The 14,972-nt window shown below is 65.8% G+C and carries 12 protein-coding genes and 1 tRNA gene; 12 read left to right on the forward strand and 1 reads right to left on the reverse strand.

The features are described from left to right. Positions 1 to 449: 449 nt before the first annotated feature. From folP to AC5P7X_RS04185, 12 genes are all read left to right on the forward strand, one after another. Positions 450 to 1,346, forward strand: coding sequence for a dihydropteroate synthase (gene folP / locus AC5P7X_RS04130; RefSeq protein ID WP_495204877.1), 897 nt, complete (start codon positions 450 to 452; stop codon positions 1,344 to 1,346). Further along, the gene (gene miaA, locus AC5P7X_RS04135; protein ID WP_346607903.1) at positions 1,346 to 2,299 is read left to right on the forward strand and encodes a tRNA (adenosine(37)-N6)-dimethylallyltransferase MiaA; all 954 of its coding nucleotides are present in this window, start codon (positions 1,346 to 1,348) and stop codon (positions 2,297 to 2,299) included. Before folP ends, miaA begins: the two co-directional genes overlap by 1 nt. A 96-nt stretch (positions 2,300 to 2,395) precedes the next feature. Then, positions 2,396 to 2,671, forward strand: a complete 276-nt coding sequence (hfq, locus tag AC5P7X_RS04140; RefSeq protein WP_004152891.1) for an RNA chaperone Hfq — start codon at positions 2,396 to 2,398, stop codon at positions 2,669 to 2,671. 14 nt (positions 2,672 to 2,685) lie between these two features. Continuing rightward, the gene (gene hflX / locus AC5P7X_RS04145; protein WP_282254798.1) at positions 2,686 to 3,996 is read left to right on the forward strand and encodes a ribosome rescue GTPase HflX; all 1,311 of its coding nucleotides are present in this window, start codon (positions 2,686 to 2,688) and stop codon (positions 3,994 to 3,996) included. A gap of 125 nt (positions 3,997 to 4,121) precedes the next feature. Continuing rightward, complete coding sequence (locus AC5P7X_RS04150; RefSeq protein WP_005416043.1) at positions 4,122 to 4,616, forward strand: CinA family protein; 495 nt, start codon at positions 4,122 to 4,124, stop codon at positions 4,614 to 4,616. 34 nt (positions 4,617 to 4,650) lie between these two features. Beyond that, complete coding sequence (gene ubiB / locus AC5P7X_RS04155) at positions 4,651 to 6,333, forward strand: 2-polyprenylphenol 6-hydroxylase (RefSeq protein WP_329841780.1); 1,683 nt, start codon at positions 4,651 to 4,653, stop codon at positions 6,331 to 6,333. A 209-nt stretch (positions 6,334 to 6,542) separates the two neighbouring features. Next, positions 6,543 to 7,178, forward strand: coding sequence for a transcriptional repressor LexA (lexA, locus tag AC5P7X_RS04160; RefSeq protein ID WP_005416045.1), 636 nt, complete (start codon positions 6,543 to 6,545; stop codon positions 7,176 to 7,178). A gap of 204 nt (positions 7,179 to 7,382) precedes the next feature. Further along, a complete protein-coding gene (gene recA, locus AC5P7X_RS04165; protein WP_005416046.1) occupies positions 7,383 to 8,420 on the forward strand; it encodes a recombinase RecA in 1,038 nt (345 codons plus the stop codon). A 110-nt stretch (positions 8,421 to 8,530) separates the two neighbouring features. Further along, positions 8,531 to 9,022, forward strand: a complete 492-nt coding sequence (recX, locus tag AC5P7X_RS04170) for a recombination regulator RecX (RefSeq protein ID WP_053499104.1) — start codon at positions 8,531 to 8,533, stop codon at positions 9,020 to 9,022. A gap of 109 nt (positions 9,023 to 9,131) precedes the next feature. Then, positions 9,132 to 11,780: an alanine--tRNA ligase gene (gene alaS, locus AC5P7X_RS04175; RefSeq protein WP_329841782.1), complete on the forward strand. Its 2,649-nt coding sequence runs from the start codon at positions 9,132 to 9,134 to the stop codon at positions 11,778 to 11,780. Between the two features lie 147 nt (positions 11,781 to 11,927). Continuing rightward, positions 11,928 to 12,131 carry a carbon storage regulator CsrA gene (gene csrA, locus AC5P7X_RS04180; protein ID WP_004152909.1) on the forward strand — a complete coding sequence of 68 codons (204 nt, stop codon included), beginning with the start codon at positions 11,928 to 11,930 and terminating at the stop codon, positions 12,129 to 12,131. Positions 12,132 to 12,209: 78 nt separating this feature from the next. Then, positions 12,210 to 12,302 (forward strand) — tRNA-Ser (locus tag AC5P7X_RS04185). A gap of 120 nt (positions 12,303 to 12,422) precedes the next feature. Here the strand turns inward: AC5P7X_RS04185 and AC5P7X_RS04190 are convergent. After that, positions 12,423 to 14,753: a TonB-dependent receptor domain-containing protein gene (locus AC5P7X_RS04190; RefSeq protein WP_329841783.1), complete on the reverse strand. Its 2,331-nt coding sequence runs from the start codon at positions 14,751 to 14,753 to the stop codon at positions 12,423 to 12,425. Positions 14,754 to 14,972 lie beyond the last annotated feature (219 nt).

Raw genomic sequence — 14,972 nt, forward strand, 5'->3', positions numbered from 1 at the left:
CCCTGTAAGCTTGGCAGCCGCATCCATGCGGCTGACACCCCGCCCTCCGACACCGCCCCACCTCTGACAGATTTCTGCTGCTGTTGGTAGGTGTCGACCTTGGTCGACACGGTAGATCCACGCCATGCGTGGATGCATTTCGACTCCAATTCGAAATATTCGATTCCGACGGAGATTCATCTACGCATGGCGTGGATCTACCGGGCCCCATCCAACCGTCACCGGGAATCTGTCGGAGGTGGGGCGGTGTGGGGCTGCAGGACCGTTGGCGCCATGGATGGCGCCATCGAGCCCCCAAGGATGGGTTTACGGCGTGTCCTGCAGCCCCCCACCGTCCCGCCAGACCATCAGCAATCCAGAGCCGCATTGGCTTTGGCCGTTGCCTCTGCGGGTGCAGGGCGCCGCCCTGCCGAACTAAACTACCCGCCGTTGTTCCAGCAGGATTACCGATGTTCGATACCTCGCCCCAGCTCGATTGCGCCGGCCGCATCCTGCGCCTCGACCGTGCCCAGGTCATGGGCATCGTCAACGTCACCCCGGACTCGTTTTCCGATGGCGGCGCGCACGACACCACCGAGGCCGCAATCGCTCATGGCCTGAAGCTGGTCGAGGAGGGCGCGGACCTTCTCGATATCGGCGGCGAATCGACCCGCCCGGGCGCCACGCCGGTATCGGTCGAGGAGGAGCTGGGCCGGGTGATTCCGGTGATCGAGCAGCTGGCGGCCCGGACCCATGTGCCGATCAGCATCGACACCTTCAAGCCGGAAGTGATGCGCGCGGCCGTGGCCGCTGGCGCCGGCATGATCAACGACATCTTCGGCCTGCGTCAGGAGGGTGCGCTCGAGGCCGCTGCGGAAACCGGCGTGCCGGTGGTGCTGATGCACATGCAGGGCGAACCGGGCCACATGCAGGCCGATCCGCACTACGACGATGTGGTCGGCGAGGTGCACGGCTTCCTGGTGCAGCGCCTGTTCGCTGCCGAGATGGCAGGCATCGCGAGGAAGAACCTGCTGATCGACCTCGGTTTCGGCTTCGGCAAGACCACCGGCCACAACATGACCCTGCTGGCGCGTTCGGAGCGCTTTCTGGAACTGGGCGTGCCGATGCTGGCCGGCCTGTCGCGCAAGCGCAGTCTCGGTGAACTGACAGGTCGCGATACGCCGTCCGAGCGGGTAGCGGCCTCGGTGGCCGCGCACCTGATCGCGGTCCAGCGTGGCGCGCGCATCGTACGCGTGCATGACGTGGCGGCCACAGTTGATGCGCTGAAGATCTGGCAGGCGGTGCAAGCCGTACCGACGCCGCGCGCCGACGCTGCGCCGACGATCCGCTGGCCGGAAGAAGACTGATGGGTATCGATCGGCGGCCACTGGCGATCGCCGTGATGGGGCCGACCGCCAGTGGCAAGACCGCCACTGCGATCGCCCTGGCACGGCAGCTGGATGGCGAAATCGTCAGCGTCGACTCGGCACTGGTGTACCGCCACCTGGACATCGGTTCGGCCAAGCCCGATGCGACGGAGCGCGCGCAGGCGCCGCACCATCTGCTGGACCTGCGTGACCCCTGGCAGACCTACTCGGCGGCCGAGTTCGCCGCCGATGCCGGGCGGGTCGTGGCCGACATCGTGGCGCGTGGCAGGACGCCGATCCTGGCCGGTGGCACTGGCCTGTACTTCCGGGCGCTGCTGCAGGGCCTGTCGCCGATGCCGGAGGCCGACCCGGCAATGCGCGAAGCGCTCAGCGCCGAGGCGGCCGAGCGTGGCTGGGTGGCACTGCACGCCGAGCTGGCCAAGGTCGACGCGGCCGCCGCCGCACGCATCCATGCGACCGATCCGCAACGCATCCAGCGGGCGCTGGAGGTCTATCGCCTGACCGGTATCCCCATTACTGAATGGCAGCGCCGGCCGGGCGTAGCGCCATTGCCGGTGCGCACCCTCAAGCTGATTCTCGCTCCACGCGACCGTGCGGTTCTGCACCAGCGCATCGAGGCGCGCTTCGACGCCATGCTGGGGCAGGGGTTTCTCGACGAGGTGCGGGCATTGCGCGCGATGCCGGAAATGGCAGCCGTGGAGGCGCCGTTGGACCTGCCGGCAGTGCGTGCGGTCGGCTATCGGCAGGCCTGGGAGTACCTGGACGGGGAGGGTGATGCCGTCCGTTTCCGTGACAAGGCGATCTTCGCCACCCGGCAACTGGCCAAGCGCCAGCTGACCTGGCTGCGCGGCGAGCTTGATGCGCGCTGGTTCGACCCCCATGTTGATGGGGAGCGCCTGGCCAGCGCGGTGTCGACCTTCGTCGCACGCTGAATCCCCGCCAGCCGTGTAACATCATCGGTCGGCGGGCGGCTCGGGGGCCGCGGCAACCGTCGGCAACCCAATAAGAACAATAATCAGGAGTGTGCAATGTCCAAGGGGCAATCGCTGCAGGATCCTTTCTTGAACGCACTGCGGCGCGAACGCGTGCCGGTTTCGGTGTACCTGGTGAACGGCATCAAGCTGCAGGGCACGATCGAGTCGTTCGACCAGTTCGTGGTCCTGCTGCGCAACACGGTCAGTCAGATGGTCTACAAGCACGCCATTTCCACCGTCGTTCCGGCACGCAACGTGAAGGTCGGTCCGGGCGGTGGTTACGTGCAGTCGGGTGAAGGCGGTCAGGCAGGTGATGAAGCAGACGAGTAATACCGGAGCGGTGAATGTTTGACCGCTCGAAAAAGGGTGAACACGCCCTGTTGATCCAGCCCCATTTCGGCAAGCTGGAAGACGATGTGCTCGAAGAATTCGGTGATCTGGCCCGCTCGGCCGGGGCCAGCATCGCCGCGACGATCACTGCGCGCCTGGACCGTCCGAATCCGTCGACCCTGATCGGCAGCGGCAAGCTGGACGAGATCAAGGCTGCGGCCGACGCCAGCGGGGCCGACCTGATCCTGGTCAATCATGCATTGAGCCCGGGCCAGGAACGCAACCTGGAACGTTTCCTCGAGCGCCGGGTGATCGACCGCACCGGCCTGATCCTGGACATCTTCGCCCAGCGTGCGCACAGCCACGAAGGCAAGCTGCAGGTCGAACTGGCACAGCTGCGCCACCTGGCTACGCGGCTGGTGCGCGGCTGGACCCATCTGGAGCGCCAGCGCGGCGGTTCGATCGGCCTGCGCGGACCGGGTGAAACCCAGCTGGAAACTGACCGCCGTCTGCTGCAGAAGCGGGTGGAGCAGCTGCAGAAGCGCCTGGAAAAGGTCGAAGTGCAGCGCACCCAGATGCGCCGTGCGCGTGTGCGCAGCGAGCTGCCGCGCGTGGCCCTGGTGGGCTACACCAACGCCGGCAAGTCGACCCTGTTCAACGCCATGACCGGCGCTGAGGCCTATGCTGCCGACCAGCTGTTCGCAACGCTGGATCCGACCGTGCGCCGCATCGCGGTGCCGGGCGGCAACGTGGTGCTGGCCGACACCGTTGGCTTCGTCCGCGACCTGCCGCATGACCTGGTCGCTGCGTTCCGCTCGACCCTGTCCGAGGCGCGCGAGGCCGATTTCCTGCTGCACGTGGTCGATGCTGCCGACCCGCACCGCGAGGAGCGCATCGCCCAGGTGGACGAAGTGCTGACCGCAGTCGGTGCCGGCGATCTGCCGCAGCTGCTGGTGTTCAACAAGATCGACCGCATTGACGGCGCCGACGTGCGCCACGACGGCCAGGACGGTATCCCGGACGAATCGCGTCGCGAGCGGGTGTGGATTTCTGCGCGTGACGGTCAGGGCTTGGAGCTGCTGCAGGCGGTGCTGGGCAAGCGCCTGGGCCTGCAGCATGTCACCGGCGAACTGCGCCTGCCGCCGGATGCCGGCCGCCTGCGCGCGCGCCTGCACCAGCTGGAAGTGATCCGCAGCGAGCAGGCTGATGAGGAAGGCTGGCTGCTGCATGTCGACTTGCCGATTGCCGAAGCCGAGAAGCTGGCCGCCAGTGCCGACGGCGCACCGATCCGGGCGCTGCTGCCGGAGAAACTGCCGGAGTGGTGAGGTAGCACCTGGCAGGGCCGGCGAGTGCCGGCCGCCGGCCGGCAGCGCAACCGTCCCGGATGGGCGCGACATCTGCCTGTCATCTGCGGTACAACGTGCAGGTTCTTCACCCCACCGTCATGCCGATGTCCATCCCCACCGACGCTGAACTCAATATCCAGTCCGCCGCGCTTGGGCAGCGCCTCGAGCAGGCCTCGCTGCAGCTGGTGACCGCTGAAAGCTGCAGTGGTGGCTGGATTGCAAAGTGCATGACCGACATCGCAGGGTCGTCGGCATTCTTCGACTGCGGCATGGTGGTCTACAGCTACGAAGCCAAGCAGCGCCTGCTCGGCGTGCGCGCACAGACGCTGGAGCAGTTTGGCGCAGTCAGCCGCGAAACCGTGCTGGAAATGGTTTCCGGTGCGCTGGTCAACTCGGGGGCCGGCATCGCGGTGGCAGTGACCGGCATCGCCGGTCCCGGCGGCGGCAGCCCTGGCAAGCCGGTCGGCAGCGTCTGGATCGGCTGGAAGCGGCGCGGCGGCTACGCCCGCGCCGAGCTGTTCCAGTTCGAGGGCGACCGCGAAGCCATCCGCCGGCAAACCGTGGCGGCGGCATTGCGCGGCATCGACGCCCAGCTGTGACATGCTGCTCCGGTAATCGTCCGGAGCACGCATGATGTGGGAAACGTTGGGCACGGTCCGTGACCTGGGCCGACTGCAGGAAATTGCGGTTGTCCTGATCCGCTATGGTTTCGGTGACGTGGTGCGGCGCATCGGCCTGGCCACCACGCTGGAGCGCGCTGGGCGCCTGCTGCACTGGAACGAGGATCGCCAGGAACTGCTGCGGATGACCGCGCCGGTGCGCGTACGCAGCGCGATGCAGGATCTCGGCCCGACCTTCGTCAAGCTCGGTCAGGTGCTGGCGACGCGCGTCGACCTGCTGCCGCCGGAATGGATCGCTGAACTGTCCGAGCTGCAGAACGCGGTACCCGCGCTGCCGTATGCCGATATCCGCGAGCAGCTGGAGGCCGACCTGGGCGGCTCGCCTGCAGACGTGTTCGCCTTCCTCGATGAAATCCCGATGGCCGCCGCCTCGCTGGCGCAGGCCCATCGCGCGCGCCTGCATGACGGCCGCGAGGTGGTGCTGAAGGTACGACGCCCGGGTATCCGCGACGTGGTCGAGGCCGACCTGCGGTTGCTGGCGCGTCTGGCCGAGATCGTCGAGGCGCGGCTGCCGGACCTGCGCCGCTATCGTCCGGCCGAGGTCGTGCAGCAGTTCACCGTGTCGCTGCGACGCGAGCTGGATTTCGCCGCCGAATGCCGCAACGCCGAACGCATCGCACGCAACTTCAACGGCCGTGACGACATCCTGATCCCCAGCGTGCACTGGCAGTGGACCTGTGAAAGCCTGAATGTGCAGGACTTCGTCGACGGCATTCCCGGGCGTGACCTGGCCGGCGTCGATGCGGCGGGCCTGGACCGGCGCGAACTGGCTCGGCGCGGTGCCGGCATCGTGCTCAAGATGGTGCTGGAGGACGGCTGCTTCCACGCCGACCCGCACCCCGGCAACATCTTCTACCTGCGTGACGGCCGCATCGGCGTGATTGACTTCGGCATGGTCGGCGCGTTGTCCGAAGTGCGCCGCTTCCAGGTCGCGCAGCTGCTGCACGGGCTGGTCGAGCAGGACCCGCAGAGCGTGGCCGATGTGCTGCTGGACTGGGCCGGCGGCGTGGAAGTGGACGAGAACCGCCTGCAGCACGACATCAGCCAGTTCGTCGACCAGTATCGCGGCGTGCCGCTGAAGGACCTGCGCATCGGCCTGATGCTGGGCGATATCACCCAGCTGCTGCGCAGCTACAGCCTGACCCTGCCGGCCGATCTGGCGCTGATGATCAAGGCCTTCCTGACCCTGGAAGGCATGGGGCGCCAGCTGGACCCGGATTTCGACATGGCCAGTGCCGCGCGCCCGTTCCTGGAACGGGTGGTGCTGCAGCGCTATGCGCCCAAGGCGCTGCTCAAGCGTGGCCGACGCAGCCTGCTGGGCCTGGTCGACTTCGCCGGGGAACTGCCGCGCGACCTGCGCAAGCTGGTCCAGGCGGCACGCCGCGGCCGCCTCCAGCTGAAGGTGGAAACCACTGCGCTGCAGGGCTTTGGCGAACAGGTGAATCGGGCAGCGAACCGGCTGGTGATGGGTATCGTCACCGCCGCGCTGATCATCGGGTCCTCGATCGTGATGCACAGCGTTGGCGGGGTCTCCAGTCGCTGGCTGCTGGCACTGGGCGTGTGCGGTTTCATCGGCGCCGGCTTCTGCGGCGTGTGGATCCTGTTCTCCATATGGAGGAGCGGCAAGCACACATAGTGTGCTTGCCGCAGCGGTTCCCCATCGGAACCGTGGAATCGCTGCGCGATTCCTGTAGGGCCGACCGCTGGTCGGCTGCCCTTGCTTTTGCCTTTGCCGCCCGGCCATTGGCCCAACTGCCGAGCATGGCTCGGCACTACAGATCCCCATCACCTGTTTGTCGTACCCGGCACTTGCAGTTGTGTGCGTTAGTAGTAATACTACTAACCATGGACCTGACCGACACCCAGCAGGCGATCCTGCAGTTGATCGCCGAGCGTATCGAGAGCGAAGGCGCACCGCCGTCGCAGACTGAAATCGCACGCGCGTTCGGCTTCAAGGGCGTGCGTGCGGCCCAGTACCACCTGGAAGCTCTGGAGCAGGCCGGTGCGATCCGTCGCATCCCGGGCCAGGCTCGCGGCATCCGCCTGGTGCAGGCACCGCCGGTCGAAAAGCTGGCCGAGCCGGGCCTTCCGGACAGCGTGCTGCGCTTGCCGGTGCTGGGCCGGGTCGCTGCCGGCCTGCCGATCGGTGCCGACATCGGCTCCGACGATTTCGTGGTGCTGGACCGGGTGTTCTTCTCGCCGGCGCCGGACTACCTGCTGAAAGTGCAGGGCGACTCGATGATCGATGAGGGCATCTTCGACGGTGACCTGATCGGCGTGCACCGCACCCGCGACGCCCGTTCCGGGCAGATCGTGGTGGCCCGCATCGATGACGAGATCACCGTCAAGCTGCTGAAGATCGCCAAGGACCGCATCCGCCTGCTGCCGCGCAATCCCGATTACAAGCCGATCGAGGTGCTGCCGGACCAGGATTTTGCGATCGAAGGCCTCTATTGCGGCCTGCTTCGGCCCAATCGTTGACCCGCTCCATGGTGCATTACCCCGCGGTCTTTTGTGGCGATTCTCTGGTTCCACTGAGGTTGGTACGGATGTCCGATAATTCTTTTCAGAGCGCCGGGCAGAATCTCAGCCTGTGCGATACGTCCGACTTAAAGTGAACCCATGGCAAAGAAGACCCCCAAAGACAGCACCCCCAACGACATGACCTCTGCAAGGACCAATACGATGGACGAGAACAAGAAGCGCGCCTTGGCTGCTGCTCTGGGCCAGATCGAGAAGCAGTTCGGCAAGGGCTCGGTGATGCGCATGGGCGACCGCGTGGTCGAGCCCGTCGAAGCCATCCCGACCGGTTCGCTGATGCTCGACATCGCACTGGGCATTGGCGGTCTGCCGAAGGGCCGTGTCGTTGAGATCTACGGGCCGGAATCCTCGGGCAAGACCACCCTGACTCTGCAGGCCATCGCCGAATGCCAGAAGATGGGCGGTACCGCGGCCTTCATCGATGCCGAGCACGCGCTTGACCCGATCTACGCCGCGAAGCTGGGCGTGAACGTGGACGACCTGCTGTTGTCGCAGCCGGACACCGGTGAGCAGGCGCTGGAAATCGCCGACATGCTGGTCCGTTCGGGCTCGGTTGACATCCTGGTGGTCGACTCGGTCGCCGCGCTGACCCCGAAGGCCGAAATCGAAGGCGAAATGGGTGACCAGCTGCCGGGTCTGCAGGCCCGCCTGATGAGCCAGGCGCTGCGCAAGCTGACCGGCAACATCAAGCGTTCGAACACCCTGGTGATCTTCATCAACCAGCTGCGCATGAAGATCGGCGTGATGATGCCGGGCCAGAGCCCGGAAACCACCACCGGCGGCAACGCGCTGAAGTTCTACGCCTCGGTCCGCCTGGACATCCGCCGTATCGGTGCGATCAAGAAGGGCGATGAGATCATCGGCAACCAGACCAAGATCAAGGTCGTCAAGAACAAGCTGGCGCCTCCGTTCAAGCAGGTCATCACCGAGATCCTGTACGGCGAAGGCATCAGCCGCGAGGGCGAACTGATCGACATGGGCGTGGATGCCAAGCTGGTCGAGAAGGCCGGCGCCTGGTACAGCTACGGTGAAGAGCGCATTGGCCAGGGCAAGGACAATGCCCGCGGCTACCTGCGCGACAACCCGACCGTCGCCGCCAAGCTCGAGGCCGAACTGCGTGAGAAATTCCAGCCGGCCGAAGCGGCCCGCGAGGAAGGCGACGACGAAGGCGACGACGAGTAAGGCTTGCTGTGGGGCAGGGCGGCGCCGTCAGTGACGTCGCCCTGTCCCACAGGTTCGAATCGCCCAGGGATGGGCAGGGCGCCAAGGACGGCGCCACCCTTGGAGCATCGATGTCCGACGCCGAAGACATTCCTACCGGCCGCAAGCGCCGGCAGCGTGAGCAGACTCCCGTACAACGGGCGCTGGGCCTGCTGGTCCGCCGCGAGCACTCGCGCAAGGAACTCACCCGCAAGCTGACCGCCCGTGGCGTCGAAGACGAAGCCGCGCAGGCCGCTGTCGCCAAGCTGACCGAAGCGGGCTGGCAGGACGACACCCGTTTTGCTGAGAACCTGGTGCGGATGCGCGCCAATACGGGTTATGGCCCGATCCATGTCCGCGCCGAGCTGGGCACCCATGGCCTGGACAGTGCCGCGATTGCCGCGGCGATGGACAGTTACGATGGCGACTGGCAGGAAAATGCCCGTGATCTGGTCCGCCGGCGCTTTGGCGAGGCCGGTCCGCAGGACCTGACGCAGCGGCGCAAGGCCGCCGATCTGCTGGCCCGACGGGGTTTCGACGGCGACAGCATCCGCCGTGCGACCCGCTACGACCCGGATGACTGAGACTGGCGGCGCCGGGCCTGATACCCTTTAGGTTTTCGGCGCTCCCTCGCGACCCTGGCCAACACGGCCGGTGGTCCGGGTCCGCCGGCCCGCAGACTGCCAGCCCCCAATGAACGCATCCGCCAAATTCACGACATCCCAGATCCGCAGCGACTTCCTTGAATTCTTCAAGGCCAAAGGCCACACCATCGTGCCCTCGGCGCCGCTGGTGCCGGGCAATGATCCGACCCTGCTGTTCACCAACTCCGGCATGGTGCAGTTCAAGGACGTGTTCCTTGGTGCGGAGAAGCGTAGCTACGTGCGCGCGGCCGACGTGCAGCGCTGCCTGCGCGCGGGCGGCAAGCACAACGATCTCGACCAGGTCGGCTACACCGCACGCCACCACACCTTCTTCGAAATGCTGGGCAACTGGTCGTTCGGCGACTACTTCAAGAAGGACGCGATCGCCTGGGCCTGGGAACTGCTGACCCAGGTCTGGAAGCTGCCGGCCGAACGCCTGTTGGTCACCGTCTACCAGACCGATGACGAAGCCTACGAGCTGTGGCGCGACATGGTCGGCGTACCGGAAGAGCGCATCGTGCGCATCGGCGACAACAAGGGCGCACCGTTTGCCTCGGACAACTTCTGGCAGATGGCCGACACCGGCCCGTGCGGCCCGTGCACCGAGATCTTCTACGACCACGGTGACCATATCGCCGGTGGCCCCCCGGGTTCCCCGGATGAAGACGGCGACCGCTTCATCGAAATCTGGAACCTGGTGTTCATGCAGTTCGACCGCCAGCCCGACGGCACCCTGGTGCCACTGCCGGCGCCGTGCGTGGATACCGGCATGGGCCTGGAGCGCCTGGCGGCGATCCTGCAGCACGTGCACACCAACTATGAGATCGACCTGTTCCAGGCACTGATCCGCAAGGCCTCCGAGCTGACCGGCACCGCCGACCTGGAGAACAAGTCGCTGCGCGTGATTGCCGACCACATCCGCGCCTGCTCGTTCCTGATCGTCGACGGCGTGCTGCCGTCCAACGAAGGCCGGGGTTACGTGCTGCGCCGTATCATCCGCCGCGCCCTGCGCCACGGCTGGATGCTGGGCGTGCGCCAGCCGTTCTTCAGCAAGCTCGTGCCGACACTGGTCGAGCAGATGGGCGAGGCCTATCCGGAACTGCCGGCTGCGGTGGACACTGTCACCCGTGCGCTGCAGGCCGAGGAAGAGCGTTTCGCCGAAACCCTCGATGCCGGCATGAAGATCTTCGAAGACGTGGCCGGCAAGGCCAGCAATGGCGTGATCCCGGGCGTTGACGCCTTCCGCCTGTATGACACCTATGGCTTCCCGCTCGACCTGACCCAGGACATCGCCCGCGAGCGCGACCTGACCGTCGACATCGCCGGCTTCGATGCCGCGATGGAGCAGCAGCGCGAGACCGCGCGCGCGGCCGGCAAGTTCGGTGGCGGCGTGACCCTGCCAGCCGAGCTGGTGGCGACCCTCAGCCCGACCCAGTTCCTGGGCTATGACCGCCTGCAGGCCGACGGCCTGAGCGTGCTGGCCCTGCTCAAGGACGGTCGTCCGGTGCAGTCGGCCGATGCGGGTGACGCAGTCATCGTCATCACCAACCAGACCCCGTTCTACGCCGAGTCCGGCGGCCAGGTCGGCGACACCGGCGTGCTGACCGGCAACGGCGTGCGCCTGGTGGTGGAAGACACCCAGAAGTTCGCCGGCCAGTTCCATGGCCATGTCGGCACCCTGTCCGAAGGCGGCCTGAAGGTCGGCGACGTGCTGTCCGGCCAGGTCGATGGCGAGCGCCGTGGCGCCACCATCCTCAACCACTCGGCCACCCACCTGCTGCACGCCGCGCTGCGCGAAGTGCTGGGCACTCACGTGCAGCAGAAGGGCTCGCTGGTCGCGCCGGACCGCCTGCGCTTCGACTTCTCGCACTTCCAGCCGATCAGTGCCGACGAACTGGCGGTGATCGAGCGCAAGGTCAACCAGCAGGTGCGCGCCAACAACGCCGCCGAAGTGCACACCATGGGCATGCAGGAAGCGCTGGACTTCGGCGCGATGGCCTTGTTCGGCGAGAAGTACGGCGAGCACGTGCGCGTGCTGAAGATGGGTGACTACTCCACCGAGCTGTGTGGTGGTACCCACGTCAACCGTACCGGCGACATCGGCCTGTTCAAGATCACCTCCGAGGGTGGCGTCTCCGCGGGCGTGCGCCGCATCGAGGCCGTCACCGGCCAGGGCGCGCTGGACTACGTGGACGCCGAAGAGGCCCGCCTGGCCGAGGCCGCTGAGCTGCTCGGTGGCAGTGCTGCCGACGTGGTCGAGAAGATCCGTGCCCTCGGCCAGCGCCAGAAGCAGCTGGAGCGCGAACTGGAAGGCGTGAAGGCCAAGGTTGCTGCGGGTGCCACGGCCGACCTGTCCGGCCAGGCCGTCGAGGTTGCTGGCGTGAAGGTGCTGGCCGCCCGCCTGGAGGGCTTCGACGCCAAGGCCTTGCGTGACGCCATGGACCGCCTCAAGCAGCAGCTGGGCGACGCGGTGATCGTGCTGGCCGGCGCCCAGGACGGCAAGGCCGCCCTGGTCGCAGGCGTGAACGGCAGCGCAATGGGCAAGGTCAAGGCCGGGGAACTGTTGTCCCATATCGCCGGTCAGATCGGGGGCAAGGGCGGCGGACGCCCGGACCTCGCCCAGGGTGGTGGCGAGGACGGGCCCGCCCTTGCCACTGCGCTGGCTGCAGTCGTCGAATGGGTCAGCCCCCGCCTGTGATGAACCTGGCCGTCCCCCTCCTTGTAGGAGCGGGACGGCTGACGGTACCATTGCGAATCTTTTCCCTTTGTCGTGGTAGCGCTTCTTGACGGAGCGTCAAGCCGGTGGGGGATACCCTTCCACACGGTTCCATGGAGACTTACAAAAATGTTGATCCTGACTCGCCGCGTCGGCGAAACCCTGATGATCGGAGACTCGGTGAGCGTCACCGTGCTTGGCGTCAAGGGTAACCAGGTGCGTATCGGCATCACCGCGCCGAAGGACGTCGCTGTCCATCGCGAAGAGATCTATCAGCGCATCCAGCGTGGTGATGAAGCCGGTGGCACCGGTAGCGAAAATTCTGCCGAATAACGCTTTACCTTCGCACTCGATTAACGTTATGATTCACGCCCCGCTGAGGTGCAACGCACCAGACGCGGAGAAAACCCCGGAGTGATGCCCGAGTGGCCGAAGGGGCTCCCCTGCTAAGGGAGTATAGGGTCAAAAGCTCTATCGAGGGTTCGAATCCCTCTCACTCCGCCAGATACAAAGAAGCGCCTGCAGATCATCGATCTGCAGGCGTTTTTCTTTGCACGGATGCAGGGTCCCGGCGTGCCATCCAGCGATCATTGATCGCTGGATGGTGGCCGAATCAGGCTCTCCTCAGAGCTTTAGCGTCACACCCACCTGGAAGCCCCGCCCCGGCAGTGGCGCGATGTATTTCAGTGGCGAGTTGTGTGGACGCGCTTCCTCATTGAGCAGGTTGCTGCCGTTGACGAACACTTCCATGCCGGCGATGTAGCTGCTGCGCACCGGCAGTTCGCGGCTGACCTGCAGGTCAACCAGGTTGAACGCATCCAGCGGGATCTCCTCGCTGACGTTGCGGCCGAGGTACTCCTGCGTGTCGTAGTAGGTGCTCGACAGCTGCGCCTTCCAGCCTTCGCGCTGCCATTGCAGGTTGGCGCCGTAGCGGTTGGTCGGCATGTTCGGCAGGTACTCGCCATCGTTGTGGGCGCGCAGCGGATCGGGGTGGTCGGCCTTGTTCTTCACCAGATCGGCGAAGGCAGAGATGTTCAACGTGCCATAGCGGCCCAGGTCAAGTGCCTGCGATGCGTCGATCTCGAAACCCTTCACCGTGGTGTCGGTCTGCTTCCAGTACTTGAGCGGCAGACGGTTGGCGGTCTGCAGGCCGGAATGGCCGAGGTAGAGATAGTTCTCGTACTTCATCCGGTAAGCAGTGGCCGACAGTTCGAAGCCGCCGATGTGGAACAGGCCGGTCAGCTCCAGGTTCTTCGCGCGCTCCGGCTTGAGGTTCTGGTTGCCTTCTTCCTGGGTCATCACCGAGTAGTGTGCGTTGCTGGCATACAGCTCGTTGATCTCCGGTGCGCGCTGCGAAGATGCGTAGCGCACCTTGGCGGCGAACAGAGGACCGAGCTCGACACGGGAGCCCACGCTGTAGCTGTTGAGCCGGTAGGAACGGTCCTGCAGCTTGGTATTGGCGGCGTTGCGTGCGGTCCTGAAGCGGCTGGGCTGCAGCTCGTGGTCGACGCGCTCGTGGCGCACACCTGCATCGAAGGTGGCCCAGCCGACGTCCAGTGCCTCTTTCAGGAACACCGCGTTGCTGCGGGTGTCGACGTCGGGCAGGTAGCGCAGTGAACCGCCGCCGGTGACCTGCCGCGACTGGTGGCTGAAGCCGAGCAGGCCGCTGAGCGGCCCGAGCCGCAGGTGACTGAGCAGCAGTTCGACCTGGCTGCTTTTGAAGTCGTAGTCATTGGCCCGGGTGCTGCCCAGGTGCTCGCCCGAAGTGTTGTCCAGCCTGGAAACTCGCAGCTCCGCGCGTTCGAACCACGGCAGCGGATCGCGCAGCAGGGCTTCCAGCGCGTAGCGTTCCTGCTTGATCACCACGCCCACCGGCAGGCCATCGGCATCGTTGGAGCCGAACGACAGATTCTGCATCGAGAAGCCCGGCACGCCGTACTCGCTGTCTTTGGCATCGATGCTGACACCCACGTAGCCACGGTCGAAAAACAGCGTCGACCCGAAGGCCACCTGCGAGTTGCGTGCGTAGCTGTTGCCCAGCCGGTGATGGTAGTCGGGCGTGACATCGTTGTTGATCTGCTTCTGCACGTACGACGGTGTGCCGGGCACGTAGGCCGGGTTGACCGGATTGATGTAGGTGCGGCGCTGCCAGACCGAGGTCGGGTTGTTGGTGTAGAACGAAAAGTCACCATCGGCCCAGTCCGGGTTCTCGGTCATGAACTGGTCGATGTACGGCTGCGAGGCCTTGTTGTAGATCTGCTGGACGCGCGCCTCTTTCTGGCAGCTGTCGGCCAGCGCCGAGTTGACGCCGCCGGTAGGCGGGAACAGGCGGGTGTTGCAGACGTCGGATTTGCTGTTGCCCGGGATGTCGTAGTGCGAGATGCGCTGGCGCGAGACCTGCAGGTTGGTCGAGAGGCTGCGCTGGTTGTTGAAGTTCATGCGGAAGCCCTGAGCGTCGGCGGCATTGAAGCCCTTGCGCAGGATCAGTTCCATCGACTGCTCCTTGTCTCCCATGCGGCGCGGGACCAGGCCCGAATCGATCTCCACGCTGCCGCCGATCGCATTGCCGCCATAGCGCACGGCGTCCGAGGACTTGTTGACGGTGACGCTGCGCACGAACAGTGGATCGAACGGAATGTTGATGTCGCCGCTGATCGCGTTCATGCCGAGGATGGACTGGCCATCCTGCAGGATCTGCACGCGGTTGCCGCTGAGGCTGCGGATGACGGGGGCGCCCGCGTTCGGCCCGAAGGCGCTGCTCTGCACGCCGGAGACATGTTCGAGCACGCTTCCGAGGGTACGGTTCTGCGCCTGTGGATTATCGACGGTGACCCGGCTGTCGATGCGCGAGAGCGGGGAGGCCTGTACCTGGAGGGTGGGAAGGGTAGGCGCGTCCGCAGCGTGGGCGGTGTGGACGGCGAACAGGGTGGCGGCAGCAAGCAGGTGGCGACGCATGGCAGGACTCGTAAAATAGAAGTGAAATGTTATAACGTAAGTATTTGTATCGACAAGGACGTGATGAGGCCTTGCCGCCAGACCTGAATCGCGGGAGGCGCGAACGAGGTTGCCGCGCGTTCAGCGCCCTGCCTTGTGCGGGGCCCCGATGCTGTGCACGATCCGAAGCGCTGCGCCCCACGACGCGTCACGCAGCACCTTCTTCACTGGAACGGAGCA

Source organism: Stenotrophomonas sp. YJH_SMC_53 (genome assembly GCF_059369995.1).